General features: G+C 62.4%; 16 protein-coding genes. 5 read left to right on the top strand and 11 right to left on the bottom strand.

Annotated elements, in window-relative coordinates:
• Window positions 1-46 precede the first annotated feature (46 nt).
• From J4E53_RS15325 to J4E53_RS15340, 4 genes are all read right to left on the bottom strand, one after another.
• Window positions 47-790: a penicillin-binding protein activator LpoB gene (locus J4E53_RS15325; RefSeq protein ID WP_103309026.1), complete on the bottom strand. Its 744-nt coding sequence runs from the start codon at window positions 788-790 to the stop codon at window positions 47-49.
• A 3-nt stretch (window positions 791-793) separates the two neighbouring features.
• Complete coding sequence (gene lpoB / locus J4E53_RS15330; protein WP_003177333.1) at window positions 794-1,381, bottom strand: penicillin-binding protein activator LpoB; 588 nt, start codon at window positions 1,379-1,381, stop codon at window positions 794-796.
• Between the two features lie 155 nt (window positions 1,382-1,536).
• Complete coding sequence (locus J4E53_RS15335; protein ID WP_003206754.1) at window positions 1,537-1,908, bottom strand: YcfL family protein; 372 nt, start codon at window positions 1,906-1,908, stop codon at window positions 1,537-1,539.
• 18 nt (window positions 1,909-1,926) lie between these two features.
• Window positions 1,927-3,321 (bottom strand): COG3014 family protein, encoded by a 1,395-nt coding sequence (locus tag J4E53_RS15340; RefSeq protein WP_060743111.1) that lies wholly within the window; start codon window positions 3,319-3,321, stop codon window positions 1,927-1,929.
• A gap of 315 nt (window positions 3,322-3,636) precedes the next feature.
• On the opposite strand from J4E53_RS15340, the gene J4E53_RS15345 reads away from it, so the two are divergent.
• Both J4E53_RS15345 and J4E53_RS15350 read left to right on the top strand, forming a co-directional pair.
• Window positions 3,637-5,535, top strand: coding sequence for an FTR1 family protein (locus J4E53_RS15345; RefSeq protein ID WP_103309028.1), 1,899 nt, complete (start codon window positions 3,637-3,639; stop codon window positions 5,533-5,535).
• 114 nt (window positions 5,536-5,649) lie between these two features.
• Window positions 5,650-6,105, top strand: a complete 456-nt coding sequence (locus J4E53_RS15350) for a YaiI/YqxD family protein (RefSeq protein WP_060740113.1) — start codon at window positions 5,650-5,652, stop codon at window positions 6,103-6,105.
• A 120-nt stretch (window positions 6,106-6,225) separates the two neighbouring features.
• Here J4E53_RS15350 and elbB read toward each other — a convergent pair whose 3' ends face one another.
• A complete protein-coding gene (gene elbB, locus J4E53_RS15355) occupies window positions 6,226-6,894 on the bottom strand; it encodes an isoprenoid biosynthesis glyoxalase ElbB (RefSeq protein ID WP_060740114.1) in 669 nt (222 codons plus the stop codon).
• Between the two features lie 123 nt (window positions 6,895-7,017).
• On the opposite strand from elbB, the gene J4E53_RS15360 reads away from it, so the two are divergent.
• Window positions 7,018-8,253 carry a sterol desaturase family protein gene (locus J4E53_RS15360; RefSeq protein WP_060740115.1) on the top strand — a complete coding sequence of 412 codons (1,236 nt, stop codon included), beginning with the start codon at window positions 7,018-7,020 and terminating at the stop codon, window positions 8,251-8,253.
• Here J4E53_RS15360 and J4E53_RS15365 read toward each other — a convergent pair.
• Window positions 8,234-8,857, bottom strand: coding sequence for a DedA family protein (locus tag J4E53_RS15365; RefSeq protein WP_060740116.1), 624 nt, complete (start codon window positions 8,855-8,857; stop codon window positions 8,234-8,236). The genes J4E53_RS15360 and J4E53_RS15365 overlap by 20 nt on opposite strands.
• Window positions 8,858-9,061: 204 nt before the next feature.
• Here J4E53_RS15365 and hemB point away from each other — a divergent pair, with 204 nt between their 5' ends.
• Together hemB and ppk1 are read left to right on the top strand one after the other, a co-directional pair.
• Window positions 9,062-10,075, top strand: coding sequence for a porphobilinogen synthase (gene hemB, locus J4E53_RS15370; protein WP_060740117.1), 1,014 nt, complete (start codon window positions 9,062-9,064; stop codon window positions 10,073-10,075).
• A 17-nt stretch (window positions 10,076-10,092) separates the two neighbouring features.
• Window positions 10,093-12,309 (top strand): polyphosphate kinase 1, encoded by a 2,217-nt coding sequence (ppk1, locus tag J4E53_RS15375; protein WP_060740118.1) that lies wholly within the window; start codon window positions 10,093-10,095, stop codon window positions 12,307-12,309.
• A gap of 78 nt (window positions 12,310-12,387) precedes the next feature.
• Here ppk1 and ppx read toward each other — a convergent pair whose 3' ends face one another.
• The 5 genes from ppx to J4E53_RS15400 form a co-directional block, all read right to left on the bottom strand.
• Window positions 12,388-13,890: an exopolyphosphatase gene (ppx, locus tag J4E53_RS15380; protein ID WP_060740119.1), complete on the bottom strand. Its 1,503-nt coding sequence runs from the start codon at window positions 13,888-13,890 to the stop codon at window positions 12,388-12,390.
• A 199-nt stretch (window positions 13,891-14,089) separates the two neighbouring features.
• Complete coding sequence (locus J4E53_RS15385) at window positions 14,090-14,827, bottom strand: amino acid ABC transporter ATP-binding protein (protein WP_060740120.1); 738 nt, start codon at window positions 14,825-14,827, stop codon at window positions 14,090-14,092.
• Window positions 14,814-15,464, bottom strand: coding sequence for an amino acid ABC transporter permease (locus J4E53_RS15390; protein ID WP_053126442.1), 651 nt, complete (start codon window positions 15,462-15,464; stop codon window positions 14,814-14,816). The genes J4E53_RS15385 and J4E53_RS15390 overlap by 14 nt, the downstream gene beginning before the upstream one ends.
• The gene (locus J4E53_RS15395; protein WP_072405981.1) at window positions 15,461-16,129 is read right to left on the bottom strand and encodes an amino acid ABC transporter permease; all 669 of its coding nucleotides are present in this window, start codon (window positions 16,127-16,129) and stop codon (window positions 15,461-15,463) included. Before J4E53_RS15395 ends, J4E53_RS15390 begins: the two co-directional genes overlap by 4 nt.
• A 21-nt stretch (window positions 16,130-16,150) precedes the next feature.
• A complete protein-coding gene (locus J4E53_RS15400; RefSeq protein WP_060740122.1) occupies window positions 16,151-16,936 on the bottom strand; it encodes a transporter substrate-binding domain-containing protein in 786 nt (261 codons plus the stop codon).
• Between the last annotated feature and the right edge of the window lie 19 nt (window positions 16,937-16,955).

The following is a 16,955-nucleotide window of genomic DNA, read 5'->3' on the forward strand; positions in this document are numbered from 1 at the left end:
CTTGCTCCCACAAGACCTCTGCGCCACAGAGCATTCGCTCAGCTATTCAGCGCAGGATCACCGGCGCGGTATCCCGGGGCAGATTGTTGCGCTGCATCGGCTCGTCGGGCTGTTGGTAGCTCGGGCCACCGAGCTGTTCGCTCAGCTGCCGCGCCACGTCTTCACCCAGGGCCTTGGACACTTCGCGCACCACCCGTGGACGGTTGAGGCTGATGCGCACGTCCCGGTGGTTCAACAACTTGGTGTCCTGGCCTTCGCCCATGGCCGTAAAGGCCGAGGTGATTTCGTAGGTCTTGGTGTTGATCAGGCTGAAGTCCGCCACCAGGGTCAGCGCCAGCACGGCCGAGTAGCTGTCGGTATTGGCCAGCTCGTTGATGTCGCGGGTGAAGTCGATGTCCGACACCGTGCCGAACAGCACGTAGTCGGCACCCTTGAAGTTCCCGGCCTTGATGCGCTTGATGACGTCATAGACGTCGCCACTGGACGCCGCCGTGTGGGGCGTGCCCTGGGTCAGCTGGAACATCCCGCTGCGCAGGATCTCGCCCTTGATGTCGCCGGTGAACTTGCGCAGTTCGCCCTGCTCGATGTAGCTGCTGGTGGCTTCCATCTCGTCGTAGCTCGAGGAAGCGCTGGCACTGTAGGGGTTCGCCTGGAAGTTGCTCTGCGCTGAAACGGTGTGGATGTATTCCTCCACCCGCTCCTGGTACGCCAGGTCGGTCACCGCGACTTTTGGGGCCGCCTGCGCGCTGAATGTGCAGGCCAGGGCCATGATGCCTATCCATGTGCGCATGGCTTAGCGCTCCGTGGTCTTGCGGATTTCTTTTTCGTCCATCCACTCGGCCAGACCGCTCTCGACGTCGATCAATTGCAGGCTGAATTTGTAGAAGACGTCCTTGTAGTCGCTGCTGCGCTTGACGATCGAGCTGATGGAGCCCTCGAGACGGTACTTGGCCGCGATCATGTTGCCGGTCTTGGCCACGGTGCTTTTCTTGTACAGGCCGCTCTGGTTCTGCAGCTTGAGCTGGTCGACCTGGCTGTCCATGGCGGTGTTGTCGCTGGCGAAACGGGCGGCGCCAGTCTTCATCAACTGGGTCTTGATGCTGGTGGTGATTTCGCGGGTGTCGATGTATTCGCTGGTCTTGTTCTTCACGTCATAGACCTGGACCACCGGGCGACCCTGCAGGATGCCGGACTGGGCCAGGGAGCGGGTCATGGACTCGGCGATCATTTGCAGGTCGGTGGAGCCGAACTCGTTGGTCACGGTTTCCACGGCCTTGGTATCGCCGTAGCTGATGTTCTTGTTGCCCAGGACCGGCGAGTTGTTGGCACAGCCGCTGACCAGCAGGGCGGCGAGGGCGAGGGATGAAATGCGTACGAACATGTAAGGACTCTCGAAAACTGAAAAAGGGATAACGCTTCACTCGGGCGTTTGTTGTGGGAGCGAGCTTGCTCGCGATAGCCGTGTGTCAGTCACATCATGGCTGGCTGATCCAGCGCTATCGCGAGCAAGCTCGCTCCCACAGTTTTTTTGCGTTTTTAAGGGGTATTGATTTCCAAGCGGAAGTCCACGGCCTTGGGCGTCGGGGCGATGGCCGGCAGGAAGCTGGTCTGTTCGCCGTACAGCGTCAGGCTTTTCCAGGTTTCTTCCTCGGCGATCGGAAAACCTTCCGGCCCCAACCAGGCAAAGCGGTAGTACATCGTCTTGTTGTTGTAGCTGGTGTTGCTCAACTGGACATTGACGGTCATGTAGCCGTTTTCCCGGGCCACGCGCATGGCGCCGACCACGATGTTCTTGGTCTTGCCCATCGCCACGACCTTGCTGGCGGCGCTGCCCGGCTCCGGTGGCGGCGGGGTGGCGCAACCGGCCAGCAGGGCCAGGGCGCCGACGGCGATCAGTTTTAAACGCATGTGAACAAGACTCCGTTCTTAAGGTTGCTTGAGGGCAATGGCGGTCGGGTTGGCGCTTGGCATCACCTGGGCCGCGAGGCCACCGGCGAACACTTGGTTACCCACCGCGCGAAGGCTGATGACCTGGTAGCGCTGGTCGACGGTGACCTTGACCACCGAGCCGCCCACGGCACTTGGCAAGGTGACCTGGTGCTCGCCTTTCTTCAGGCGCAGCCGCACCACCTGGGTGTAGTCGGGCAGGGTGCGCCAGGTCCGGGTGTCGGCCCCTTCGAATACCGCCGAGGTGAGGCCGACGGCCAGGCCGGCCAGGGGATTGGTCTCGTTGATCTGCTTTTGTGCCACGCCACGGGTGACGGCGCGCACGGTGGTGCGCAGGATGATGCCCGGCATGTCGTCGCGCAGGGCCCGACGGGACATGGCGGTGGTGCTGTTGAGTTGGGTCAGGTCCAGCTGACGGCCGTCGACACCGATCTGGCCGAAGGTGGCCGTGGAGGTGTCAGGCTTGATCAGTGGGAACGACAACGGCGTGATGACCAGGTTGCCGCTGATTGGCAAGGGCAAGGGAATGCGGATCGAATCCCGGGACGGTGCCAGGCCACTCTGCACCACGATCAGGATGTCGCTGTCGTCGCTCTTGGCGGCGGGCTTGTCGAGGTCACGCAGGGCCTGCTCCAGCAACGGTGTGTTGGGGCGCAGTTCGGCGGCCTTGCGATAACCCGGTGCGGCCAGGTCCTTTTCACCCAGGGCTTCGTAGACGAAACCGGCCAGGTAATGGCTGAACGCGCTCTGGTAGCTGTTCTTGAGGCTGACCACTTCCGGGGCGTCGAGGCTGGCCACCGGGTAACCCTGGAGGTCCTTGTATTCGGTCTTGACCCCTTGTTTCTCGGCTTCTTCCTCGCGCTTGAGGTATTCCTTGTCCCGCAGGTCGGCGATCACCGCTTCGCGTTCGTGGGTCTTCTTGATCTGGGTCCGCGCGCCGTCGAAGTCATTCACCGCCAGCAGATTCAGGGCCATCTGCGTGGTCAGCATGACCTTTTCGTAATCGTAGCCTTCGTAGCGGCGAACTTTATCGTTGACCAGGAAACTGCCGAACTGGGCCAGGTACTTGGCTGTGTCGAGCTTGACCGCATCTTCCCACTGGGCAACTTGTTGGTCGGCGCTGCTCCAGGCGGTCTGGCTGCCGGACAAATCGCCCTTGGCACGCAGCAGCTCACCTTTCTCGAAGTAATACAGCAGGTCCTTGTCTTGGCTGGAGTTGTTCTTTTCCAGCAGGGTCAACGCGCCGTCGACATTGCCGGACGCCAACTGCTGGTTGGTCTGGGCCAATTCGCTGTCGTAGTTGCGAAAGGCCGAGCAGCCGGACAACAAGGTGATCGCGCCGAGGGCGACCGAAAGAACGGCACGGGATGCCATGAACATTTTCTTCCCTGATAGCAGCCGGGGTGTGCGGGTCGGGCTGGAGCGATCCCACGGACAAGCGTCGGTGCGCTGTCGGTTCCTCATAAAAAGAGGAGCTTTTATGCCATCGAATGATAAGAAGGCGGCGGGATTATAAACATGGCGCTTGGCTATGTAATGGCTTTTCAATTCCTAAATGCCGTTTTTGTGACATCACCTCCAAAGCATGAAAATCCGATGAAAATCGGCTCCCAAGCCACATCCGCCCTTGAGCCGAAGCCATTGGAAGTGAACAATGTGTTACTTCTTATTACCAACCGAGAGTCATTCATGACTGCGCCGTACCGTTTCCTGGCCTGGCTTGTACTGCCATTGCTTGCTTTGTGCAGCACTGCGCTGCAGGCCGACACCCTCGAGAGTGCCCCCCAGGCGCTGCATTTATTGGATTACATCGGGGCGGATTACCCGGCGACGGTCGAGGCGGGCAAGGTCATCGGCGAGGCGGAGTACCGCGAGCAGTTGGAATTTACCCAGGCGCTGGAAGGGTTGGTCGCCGGGTTGCCGGCCAAGCCGGAAAAGACTGAACTGGTCCAGGGCATCGGCACCTTGCGCACGGCGATCACCCAGCGCCAGGACGGCGGCGATGTTGCGCGCCTGGCGCGGCAACTGGGGGCCAAGCTGGCGGTAGCGTATGAAGTCAGCCAGGCACCGGTGATCACGCCCGACCCCACCCGCGGCGCGCCGCTGTATGCGCAGAATTGCTCGGTGTGCCACGGCGCCAACGGTGCCGGCGACGGTCCTGCCGGTGTTGGCCTGGAACCGCCGCCCGCCAACTTGCGCGACGCCCAGCGCCTGGATCGCCTGAGTCTCTACGCGATCTATAACACCCTCGGCATGGGCATCGAAGGCACCGACATGCCGGCCTTCGCCGATCAGCTCGACGACCGTCAGCGCTGGGACCTGGCAACCTACATCGCCAGCTTCAGCGCCGACCCGGCCGCGGCCAAAAGCGAACAGGTCTTCAATCTCGCTGACCTGGCGCGCCAGACCCCGGCCGAAGTGCTCGCCGCGCAAGGCCCCGCAGCGGCGGCGACATTCCGTGCCCAGCGCGCCCAGCCGCCGCAGGTGCAACGTGGCCCGGCGCAGTTGCTCGACTACACGGCCGCCACCCTGGATAAAAGCATCGCCGCGTATCGCGCCGGTGACCACGACCAGGCCTATGACTTGTCGGTAGCGGCTTACCTGGAAGGTTTCGAGCTGGTGGAAAGCTCGCTGGACAACGTTGATGCCAACGTGCGCAAGGACACTGAAAAGGCCCTGATGGCCTACCGTCAGTCGTTGCAGGACGGCTTGCCGGTGGAGCAGGCCGTACAGCGCCTGGACGCGGCCAAGGCCAAGTTGAAGGAGTCCGCCGGCCTGCTGGGTGGCGATGGCTTGAGCTGGTCGCTGAGCTACATCTCCGGGTTGCTGATCCTGCTGCGTGAAGGGTTGGAGGCGATCCTGGTGCTGGCGGCGATCCTGGCGTTCCTGCGCAACACCGGTCAGCAGTCGGCGGTGCGCAGCGTCAACGTCGGTTGGGGCCTGGCGCTGCTGGCCGGCCTGGCGACCTGGGGGCTGGCGGCGTATGTGATCGACGTCAGCGGCGCCCAGCGCGAGCTGCTCGAAGGCGCAACGGCGTTGTTCGCCAGTGTGATGGTGCTGTGGCTGGGGGTCTGGATGCACGACCGTCGTCACGCGGCGGCCTGGCAGGATTACATCAAGAGCAGCCTGGTGGGCGGCGGTGGTCGGTTTGGTTTTGCGATCCTGGCGTTCTTCTCGGTCTATCGTGAACTGTTCGAAGTGATCCTGTTCTACGAAACCCTGTGGTTGCAAGCGGGTCCTGCCGGGCATGACGCAGTGCTGGCCGGCGGCGCGACGGCGCTGGTGTTGCTGGTGGGGCTGGCCTGGGTGATCCTGCGCGGCTCGGCGAAACTGCCGCTGGCGCTGTTCTTCAGCATCAACGCCGCGTTGCTGTGCGCACTGTCGGTGGTGTTTGCCGGCCATGGCGTGAAGGCGTTGCAGGAAGCCGGGATCTTCGGCACCCACCCGGTGGCGTTCTTCGACTTCGACTGGCTGGGCATTCATGCCGATGCCTATTCGCTGGCCGCTCAAGTGGTGGCGATCCTGGCGATCGTGGTGCTGTATGGGCGCAGTTGGGTGGCGGAGAAGCGTCGGGTCCAGGTTTCCTGAACAGCGGCATTCGCTGCGCTCATGATCGCGAGCAAGCTCGCTCCCACAGGATGTAGGCTGTCCTGTGTGGGAGCGAGCTTGCTCGCGATGCATTTAAAAAGAGGAACAACCCCAATGCGCGTATGGATCGACGCCGATGCCTGCCCCAAGGCGGCGAAGGAGCTGGTGGTCAAGTTCGCCCTGAAGCGCCGGTTCGAGGTGGTGCTGGTGGCCGGTCAACCGCAGATCAAGCCGGCCCTGGCCTGTGTGAAATTGATCGTGGTGCCCAGCGGCCCCGACGCGGCGGACGACTACCTGGTGGAACACGCCGTGCCGGGTGAGTTGGTGATCTGCAGCGACGTGCCCCTGGCTGATCGGTTGGTGAAGAAGGGCGTCGCGGCCCTGGACCCGCGAGGCAAGGAGTTCGATGCGCAAAACATGGGCGAGCGGCTGGCGGTGCGAAACCTGTTCACCGACTTGCGCGAACAGGGTCATATGGGCGGCGGCCCGGCCGCGTACAGCGAGCGGGACAAGCAGGGGTTTGCCAATGCTTTGGATCGGATATTGACGCGTCTGACCCGATTGCCTTGAATCATGCCCACCCCCCTGTGGGAGCGAGCTTGCTCGCGATACGGTGTATCAACCAATGCAAATGTAGCTGAACCGACGCTATCGCGAGCAAGCTCGCTCCCACAGGGGCTCGGCGTGTTGCTAGGCATCATTCTCGTGCGTCAGCTCCAACACCCGGTCCACCAGCTTGTTGATGCCTGAAGCCGCTTCGCTGATGTTCTGGGCCAGCATGTAGGCCGGGGTGCTGACCAATTTGCGCGCGCGGTCTTCGACGATGTCGGTGACTGCGCAGTCTTCGTGAGTGCCACCCATTTTGCCCACGGCTGCCGCCGTGTCCGGGTCGTTGCCGATGGTGCACGTCACCCCCGGGCCATAGATTTTGGCCGCCAGGGCCGGGGAGATGCAGATCAGCCCGACCGGTTTACCCGCCTCGGCAAAGGCCTCGGTCAAGGCCAGGACCTCTGGCTGGATGGTGCAGCCGGCGCCTTCGACGGCAAAGTTGGAGAGGTTTTTCGCCGAGCCAAAACCACCGGGTACGATCAAGGCGTCGAAATCCTCGGCCCTGGCTTCACGCAAATCCTTTACGTTGCCCCGGGCGATCCGTGCCGACTCCACCAACACGTTGCGGCTCTCGGGCATTTCCTCGCCGGTCAGGTGATTGATCACATGCAGTTGGGCAATGTTGGGGGCAAAGCACTGGACCTGCGCCCCGCGCTGGTCGAGACGCAGCAAGGTGATCACGCTTTCGTGGATCTCGGCGCCGTCATAGACGCCACAGCCGGAAAGGATCACTGCAATTTTTTTGCTCATGGGCTTTTCTCCAGATTCATGGCGTTAAATGTCTACTAATTTGTCACTCGTTGCCATAGGGGGATCGGGCAGCTACACCTAATCTGCCGACTATCTCCTTGCCTCGCGTGCCTGGGTTGCGTCATGAACTTCATCCTGTATGCCGTGCCGTTCTTCTTCGTGCTGATCGCCGTCGAGTTGCTGGCCGATCGCTGGCGGGGTGTGAGCCACTACCGCGTGGCGGACGCGATCAACAGCTTGAGCACCGGCGTGCTGTCGACCACCACGGGCCTGTTGACCAAAGGCGTGGGGCTGCTGACCTATGCCTTTGCGCTGAAACACCTGGCCGTCATCGAACTGCCTGCCGACCGGGCCTGGACCTGGGTGTTCGCCTTCGTGCTCTACGACCTCTGTTACTACTGGCTGCACCGCATGGGCCATGAGCGCAACATCCTCTGGGCCGCCCATTCGGTTCACCACCAAAGCGAGGACTACAACCTGTCCACCGCGTTGCGCCAGACCAGCACCGGGTTCCTGTTGAGCTGGATCTTCTACGTCCCGCTCGCCGTGCTGGGCGTGCCGCTGGTGGTCTTCGTCAGCGTCGCGGCGTTGAATCTGCTGTACCAGTTCTGGGTCCACACCCAGCACATTCCCAAGCTCGGCTGGCTGGAGTGGTGCTTCGTGACGCCGTCCAATCATCGTGCCCACCATGCACAGAACCCTCTCTACATGGATCGCAACTACGGCGGGGTGTTCATTATTTGGGACCGTCTATTTGGCACCTTCCAGGAAGAAGACGATAACGAACCGGTGATTTTTGGCGTGACCACGCCGCTGGCGAGTTGGAATCCGTTGTGGGCCAACCTGCAGTTCTATGCACAGTTATGGGCCGATGCGCGGCGGGCCGGGCGCTGGAGGGACAAGCTGCGGATCTGGTTCATGCCCACCGGCTGGCGCCCGGCGGACGTCGCAGCCCGGTACCCGCTGAACAAGCCGGACCTGAGCCAGTTCCGCAAATTTGCCGTGCCGCTGGACCCGCGCCAGCAGTGGTACGTGGGGCTGCAGTTCTGCGTCTACATTGCCTTGGGCAGTTATTTGATGAACCTTGAAAGCAGCCTGCCGGTCGCCGCCCTGGTGCTGGGGTGGGGCGCGGTGGCCTTCGGTCTGTTCGTGTTGGGCGTGGCCCTGGAGAATCGCCCGTGGGCGCTGAAACTGGAGCTGCTGCGGCTGGCCTCGAACCTGCCGCTGGTGTGGCTGGCGCCCTTGGCCGGGTTGTGGCCGGCCAGCGCTGTGGCCTGGGTCGGGCTGCTCAGCTACAGCCTGCTCAGTGGCATCGGGCTGTATTGCTGCCGCAGCCGGTTTACTCGGTTGGCGTCGTAGGTGCGTCGGATCTGGTTTGTTCCAGGCGTTCAGCTTCGAGGACTTTCCTGGCCAGCCGCGCATTCTTGATGCGTCGGCGCAACCACAGGACCAGGCCCAGCACCAGCAGCGCGCCGAGTACCCACAGCTCGTATTTCTTGATGCTGCCCAACATGCCTTCCAGCACGGCGCCGAAGTGGTACGCGGCAGCGGCCAGGGCCGTGGCCCAGATCGCCGCACCGATGCCGTTGAGCAACAGATAGCGGCCCGGCGGGTAGCCTGACAGGCCGATCGCCACCGGCATCACCGTGCGCAGGCCATAGACGAAGCGGAAGCTCAGCACCCAGATGTCTGGATGCCGGCGGATGTGCTCCAGCGCGCGATCCCCCATCAACTGCCAACGCGGCTTGCGCGCCAGGAGCTTGCGGCCGTGCTTGCGTCCCAGGAAATACCACAGCTGATCGCCCGCGTAGCTGCCGCAGAAAGCCACGACCACTACCAGGTTGATGTCCATATAGCCACGGAACGCCAGGAAACCTGCGAGCACGAGGATGGTTTCGCCTTCGAAGAACGTGCCGATAAACAAGGCCAAGTAGCCGAAGTCATGCAGAAATTGTTGGAGCATTGTCTGGGTGCTGGCGAAATGAACGCGCAGCCTAACCCTTCAGGCACATTCAGGAAAGTATCGAAATGTGTCTCGACGTGAACAATTCCTACAGAAGACAATGACTGCGACTACCGGTCGCGCTTTAGCACAACTGTCACACGTTCGTCATAATGTCCGCTTATAACTGTCACGCTCGCCCGTCTGCGGGCTCAGGAGTCTGCCGTGAGCTTTACCCCCGCCAATCGTCTGTTCCCTGCTACCCGCCTGCGTCGCAACCGCCGTGATGAGTTCTCTCGTCGGCTGGTGCGTGAAAACGTGCTGACCACCGATGACCTGATCCTGCCGGTATTCGTGCTGGACGGTGAGAACCGTCGCGAAGCGGTGGCGTCGATGCCCGGGGTGGAACGCCTGACCATCGACCTGCTGCTCGAAGAAGCGGCCCAGTGGGTCGAACTGGGCATTCCGGCGCTGGCCCTGTTCCCGGTAACCCCGCCGGCCCTCAAGTCCCTGGACGCCGCCGAAGCCTGGAACCCGGAGGGCATCGCCCAACGTGCGACGCGTGCCCTGCGTGCGCGTTTCCCGGAGCTGGGGGTAATCACCGACGTGGCGCTGGACCCGTTCACCACCCACGGGCAGGACGGTATCCTCGATGAAGAGGGCTACGTGCAGAACGACATTACCGTCGATGCACTGGTCAGGCAGGCGCTGTCCCACGCCGAGGCCGGTGCCCAGGTGGTGGCCCCCTCGGACATGATGGACGGGCGCATCCAGGCGATCCGCGAAGCCCTCGAGGTGGCCGGTCACGTCAACGTGCGGATCATGGCCTATTCGGCCAAGTACGCCAGCGCCTATTACGGCCCGTTCCGCGATGCGGTCGGCTCGGCCCTGAACCTGGGCAAGGCCAACAAGGCCTCCTATCAGATGGACCCGGCCAACAGTCAGGAAGCCTTGCACGAAGTGGCGGCTGACTTGTCAGAGGGTGCAGACATGGTCATGGTCAAGCCTGGCATGCCCTACCTCGACATTCTTTGCCGGGTCAAAGACGAATTCAAAGTGCCGACCTTTGTTTATCAGGTCAGCGGCGAGTACGCCATGCACATGGCCGCGATCCAGAACGGTTGGTTGGGCGAAGGGGTGATCCTGGAGTCCTTGACCGCTTTCAAACGCGCAGGTGCCGATGGCATCCTGACTTACTTTGCCGTGCGCGCCGCCCAATTGTTACGAGAGCAGAAATAGCCTCCCAGGAACTTGCGATGAATACCGAAGGACTCTCCGAAGTTGCCGTAAAAGACGCTCAACCCGTGGTCGAGCAAGTTGCCGAAACACCGCCGGAGCTGGAGCCCGCTCCCCCGGCCGTCATCGAGCCCGCCCCGGCGCCGGCGATTGCCATTCCGAACCTGGATGACAGCAGCCTGTACATCCATCGCGAGCTGTCGCAACTGCAGTTCAACATCCGCGTGCTGGAGCAGGCGCTGGACGAGTCCTATCCGCTGTTGGAACGGCTGAAATTCCTGCTGATCTTTTCCAGCAACCTGGATGAGTTCTTCGAAATCCGCGTGGCCGGCCTGAAGAAGCAGATCACCTTCGCCCGTGAACAGGCGGGTGCCGACGGCTTGCAACCGCACCAGGCCCTGGCCCGCATCAGCGAGTTGGTCCATGGCCATGTGGACCGGCAATACGCGATCCTCAACGACATCCTGTTGCCGGAGCTGGAAAAGCACCAGGTGCGCTTCATCCGCCGGCGCTACTGGAACACCAAGATCAAGACCTGGGTGCGCCGCTATTTTCGCGACGAGATCGCGCCGATCATCACGCCGATCGGTCTCGATCCGACGCACCCGTTCCCGCTGCTGGTCAACAAGAGCCTGAACTTCATCGTCGAACTGGAGGGCATCGACGCCTTCGGTCGCGATTCCGGCCTGGCGATCATTCCGGCGCCGCGCCTGTTGCCGCGCATCATCCGTGTGCCGGAAGATGTCGGCGGCCCCGGCGACAATTATGTGTTCCTGTCGTCGATGATCCACGCCCACGCCGATGACCTGTTCCAGGGCATGAAGGTGAAGGGTTGCTACCAGTTCCGCCTGACGCGTAACGCCGACCTGTCGGTGGACACCGAGGACGTCGAAGACCTGGCCCGGGCCCTGCGCGGCGAGTTGTTCTCCCGTCGCTACGGCGATGCGGTGCGCCTGGAGGTGGCCGACACCTGCCCGAAACACCTGTCCGACTACTTGCTCAAGCAGTTCAACCTGCACGAGACCGAGCTGTATCAGGTCAACGGTCCGGTCAACCTGACCCGACTGTTCAGCATCACCGGCCTGGACAGTCACCCGGAACTGCAATACCTGCCGTTCACGCCGCAGATCCCGAAACTGTTGCAAAACAGCGAGAACATTTTCAGCGTGATCAGCAAGCAGGACATCTTGCTGTTGCACCCGTTCGAGTCGTTCACGCCGGTGGTCGACCTGCTGCGCCAGGCCGCCAAGGATCCTCACGTCCTGGCGGTGCGCCAGACCCTGTACCGCAGCGGCGCCAACTCGGAAATCGTCGATGCCCTGGTAGACGCGGCGCGAAACGGCAAGGAAGTCACGGCGGTGATCGAATTGCGCGCCCGTTTCGACGAAGAATCCAACCTGCAACTGGCCAGCCGCCTGCAAGCGGCCGGCGCGGTGGTGATCTATGGCGTGGTCGGCTTCAAGACGCACGCCAAGATGATGCTCATCCTGCGCCGTGAGGCCGGTGAGATCGTGCGTTACGCCCACTTGGGCACCGGCAACTACCACGCCGCCAACGCCCGCCTGTACACCGACTACAGCCTGCTGACCTCCGACGATGCCTTGTGCGAAGACGTCGGCAAGCTGTTCAGCCAGTTGATCGGCATGGGCAAGACCCTGCGCATGAAGAAACTGCTGCACGCGCCGTTCACCTTGAAAAAGGGCATGCTCGACATGATCGCCCGGGAGACGCAGTTCGCCCTGGACGGCAAGCCGGCCCACATCATTGCCAAGTTCAACTCGCTGACCGATCCGAAGATCATCCGTGCGTTGTACAAGGCCAGCCAGTCGGGCGTGCGCATCGACCTGGTGGTGCGGGGCATGTGCTGCCTGCGGCCGGGCATCCCGGGGGTGTCCCACAATATCCATGTACGCTCGATCATCGGACGGTTCCTGGAGCATACGCGGGTGTTCTACTTCCTCAACGGCGGGGAGGAGCAGATGTTCCTGTCCAGCGCCGACTGGATGGAGCGCAACCTCGACAAGCGGGTCGAGACCTGCTTCCCGGTGGAAGGCAAGAAGCTGATCCTGCGGGTCAAGAAGGAATTGGAAAGCTACCTCACCGACAACACCCACAGCTGGAGCCTACAGTCGGATGGCCGTTACATCCGCAACACGCCGACCGGCAACCAGAACCCGCGCAGCGCCCAGGCGACGTTGCTGGAGCGCTTGAGCAGCCCGGTGTTGGCGGTTCGTTAAAAAACAGGGGAGGCAGGCTTGGTTTGTGTGGCGAGGGAGCAAGCTCCCTCGCCACAGAGATCTGTGTTGTAGCCGGGCTCAGTGAATGTTCAGCACAATCCCGACCCGGGTCAGCCACTCGGCTTCCTGGGCGAAGTCGGCCTGGGTCAGCTGGTTTTCTTCCAGCCATCCGTCGGGGAACATCACGTCCAGTTGATCGCCGTCGGCATGCAGGGCGACCTGGGGCATTTCCTGGGTGCCACGGATGTGGTGGAACAGGATCGCAAAGCGCAGCAGTACGCACAGGCGAATCAGCTTGATGCCGTCATCGCCGAACTCGGCGAATTTATCCTTGGGAATGTTGCGCCGGTGGCCGCGCACCAATAGCGCGAGCATCTGCTGGTCTTCCCGGGAGAAGCCCGCCAGGTCCGAGTGCTCGATCAGGTAGGCGCCATGCTTGTGGTAGTGATAGTGGGCAATGTCCAGGCCCACTTCATGGACCTTGGCGGCCCAGCCCAGCAGTTCGCGCCAGACCCCGTCGTTCAAGTCCCAGTCATCGGCCACCTGGTCGAAGGCATGCAGTGCCTTGCGTTCAACCCGTGCGGCCTGCTCCAGGTCGACGTGATAACGCTCCATGAGCGAGCCCAGGGTGCGTTCACGCACGTCTTCGTGATGATGACGTCCCAGCAGGTCGTAGAGCACGCCTTCGCGCAGAGCGCCCTCGCAGTGGTCCATGCGTTGCAGTTCGAGGGCGTCGAAAATCGCTTCGAGGATCGCCAGGCCCGCCGGGAAAATCGCCCGGCGGTCGGGCTTGATGCCTTCGAAATCGATCTTGTCCGCTTCACCGAGCTTGAACACCCTGCGCTTGAGCCAGGCCAGGCCTTCGGCGTTGACCTCGCCAGTACCGTGGCCGCCAGCCTTGAGCGCCAGGCCGATGGCGCGAATGGTCCCGGAGGAGCCGATGGCTTCGTCCCAGGTCAGGCGGTGCAGGGCGTGTTCGATGCTCATGATTTCCAGGCGCGCCGCGGTGTAGGCCTGGGCGTAGCGGGCCGGGGTGATCTTGCCGTCGCGGAAATAACGCTGGGTGTAGCTGACGCAGCCCATCTGCAGGCTTTCGCGCAACAGCGGTTCGAAGCGCTGGCCGATGATGAATTCGGTACTGCCACCACCGATGTCCGCCACCAGGCGCTTGCCCGGGGTGTCGGCCAGGGTGTGGGAGACGCCAAGGTAGATCAGGCGGGCTTCTTCACGGCCGGAGATGACTTCCACCGGATGGCCGAGGATCTCTTCGGCGCGACGGATGAATTCGCCACGGTTGCGCGCCTCGCGCAGGGCGTTGGTGCCGACGATCCGCACCGCGCCCAGGGGCATACCGTTGATCAGTTGGGCAAACCGCTTGAGGCAATCGAGCCCGCGCTGGATGGATTCTTCGCTGAGCTTGCGTTCTTCGTCGATGCCGGCGGCCAGTTGGACCTTCTCGCCGAGCCGCTCAAGAATGCGGATTTCCCCGTTCTGGGCTTTTGCGACGACCATGTGGAAGCTGTTGGAGCCCAGGTCGATGGCGGCGATCAGGGACAGATTCTTGGCTTGGGATGGCGGCATGGTCAAAAAGTCTCGGTCGATAACCTCGCCATCCTGCCACGATCGACCGCTTACGCCAACGCAAAGGCGACCGCTTCGCGGTCAATCGCGAGCAAGCTCGCTCCCACACGTGTTTTGTCTCGCTTGCGCAATAGCCGGCAACCGAGAACCTGTGGGAGCGAGCTTGCTCGCGATGAGGCCAGAACCGGCACCGCAAACCTCAGGCCACAGGCTCGACCGTCCCGATGAAATTCGCCAGCTCCGCGGTCTGCGGATCGGCGAACAGCACCTTGGGATCGCCCACCTCATGCACCTTGCCCTGGTGCATGAACACCAGTTTGTCGCCCACTTCCCGGGCGAAACGCATTTCGTGGGTGACCATGATCAGGGTCATGCCTTCCTTGGCCAGTTGCCGCACCACGCTGAGCACTTCATTGACCAGTTCAGGGTCCAGGGCCGAGGTGATTTCGTCGCACAGCAGCACTTTCGGCGACATCGCCAGCGCGCGGGCAATCGCCACCCGTTGCTGCTGGCCGCCGGACAACCGGTCGGGGAAGGCATCGAACTTCTCGCCAAGCCCGACCCGTTCGAGCATCTGCCGCGCCAGCTCGGCCGCCTTGGCCTTGGGCACTTTTTGAACAACTTGCGGCGCGAGCATCACGTTCTCGCCCACCGTCAGGTGCGGGAACAGGTTGAATTGCTGGAACACCATTCCGACTTTCTGCCGCAGGCTGCGCAGGTCGGCGCGGGCGGCATCGAGGTATTCGCCGTCGACTTCGATCACGCCGTCGTTGATCGACTCCAGGCCATTGAGGGTGCGCAGCAAGGTGGATTTGCCCGAGCCGCTACGGCCGATGATCGCCACCACCTGGCCTTCCTCGACGGTCAGATCGATGCCTTTGAGCACGTGATGATCGCCGTAGTATTTATGCAGGGCGGTAATTCTAAGCAGAGGCATGCAGTCTCCTTTCCAGGTAGCGCGCACTGAGGGACAAGGGGTAGCAGAGCAGGAAGTAACCGAGGGCGACCAGGCCATAGACCATGAACGGCTCGAACGTGGCGTTGGCGAGCATGCCGCCGGTCTTGGTCAGTTCGGTAAAGCCAATGATCGACGTCACGGCGGTGCCTTTGACCACCTGCACGGAAAAGCCCACGGTCGGCGCCACGGCGATGCGCAGGGCCTGGGGCAGGATCACGTAGCGCAACTGCTCCAGCGGGTTGAGGGCCAGGCTCGCCGAGGCTTCCCACTGGCCGTTGGAAATCGAGTCGACACAACCGCGCCAGATCTCCGCCAGGTAGGCACTGGTGAACAACGTCAGGGCAATGGCCGCCGCCATCCACGGCGAAATCTCCACGCCGGCCAGGGCCACGCCGAAGAACACCAGGAACAGTTGCATCAACAGCGGCGTGCCCTGGAACAACTCGATGTAGGTGCGGGCGATGTTGCGGGGCAGGGCGCTTTTGGAGATGCGCAGCACCATCACCAGCAGGCCGATTACGCCGCCGCCGATAAACGCCACCAGCGACAGCGCCAGGGTCCATTGCAGGCCGGTGAGCAGGTTGCGCACCACGTCCCAGAAAGTGAAATCGCTCATTGGCCGCTCCTGGCAATGTAGCGGCGCCCCACCCAGTTCAGGAACTGGCGGATCAGCAGCGCCATGCACAAATAGATCAGCGTGGTCAGTGCGTAGGTTTCAAAGGCGCGGAAGTTGCGCGACTGAATGAAGTTGGCGGCAAAGCTCAACTCTTCGGTGGCGATCTGCGAACAGACCGCCGAGCCGAGCATCACGATGATGATCTGGCTGCTCAGGGCCGGCCAGACCTTGCCCAGTGCCGGCAGCAGCACCACGTGGCGGAAAGCCTCGAAGCGGCTCATGGCCAGGGCCGCGGCCGCTTCCAGTTGTCCCCGCGGGATGGCCTGGATACCGGCGCGGATGATCTCGGTGGAGTAGGCGCCGAGGTTGATCACCATCGCCAGCACCGCCGCCTGCCATTCGGAAATCTGCAGGCCCAGGGACGGCAAGCCGAAGAAGATGAAAAACAACTGCACCAGGAACGGTGTGTTGCGGATCAATTCCACGTACACACCGAAGATCGCCGCGAACGGACGAATGTTCCACGCCCGCACCACGCCGCCGACGATGCCCAGGCCGACCCCGAGCAACGTACCGATGGCCGTCAGTTCCAGGGTGAACAGCGCACCGCGCAGCAGCAGCTCGGTGTTTTGCACCACCGGCAGAAAATCGAACTGATAAGCCATGCTCAGCCTCTCAAGCGACGGTCAGAGATCGGCCGGCAGTGGCTGCTTGAGCCAGGTCTGGGAATTCTTCTCCAGGCTGCCATCGGTCTTGGCGGTGGCCAGGATCTGGTTGACCTTGTCCAGCAGCGCCGGCTCGTTCTTGTTCACGCCCACGTACACCGGCGAGTCCTTGAGTTTCACCTTCAGCGCCGGAACACGCTTGGGGTTGCGTTCGCTGATGGCGACCATCACCACGTTGCCGCTGGCGATCAGGTCCACCTGGCCGGCCAGGTAGGCGGCGATGGTCGAGTTGTTGTCTTCGAAGCGCTTGATGGTGGTGCCTTCGGGGGCGACCTTGGTCAACTCGATGTCTTCGATGGCGCCACGGGTGACGCTGATGGTCTTGCCCTTGAGGTCGTCCAGGGTGCTGATGGCGGCATCGGGCGGGCCGAACACGGCCAGGTAGAACGGCGCATAGGCACTGGAGAAGTCGATGACTTTTTCCCGCTCCGGGTTCTTGCCCAGGCTGGAAATCACCAGGTCGACCTTGCCAGTGGTCAGGAAGGGGATGCGATTGGTGCTGTTGACCGGTGTCAGTTCAAGCTTGACCTTGAGCTGGTCGGCCAGCAGTTTCGCGGTGTCGATGTCCAGGCCACGGGGTTTCATGTCCGGGCCGACCGAACCGAATGGCGGGAAGTCCTGGGGCACGGCGACCTTGAGGGTGCCGCGCTTGACCACGTCTTCCAGGCCATCGGCGTGGGCGGGTAACTGACAAAGCATCAGGCTGGCAAACAGGGCTGTGAGCAGGACACTGCAACGCTGAATCATGGCGAATCTCCGCAATCGG

It is taken from the genome of Pseudomonas sp. FW305-28, assembly GCF_017351395.1.
In the GTDB taxonomy this organism is placed as follows: Bacteria; Pseudomonadota; Gammaproteobacteria; order Pseudomonadales; family Pseudomonadaceae; genus Aquipseudomonas; species Aquipseudomonas fluorescens_AA.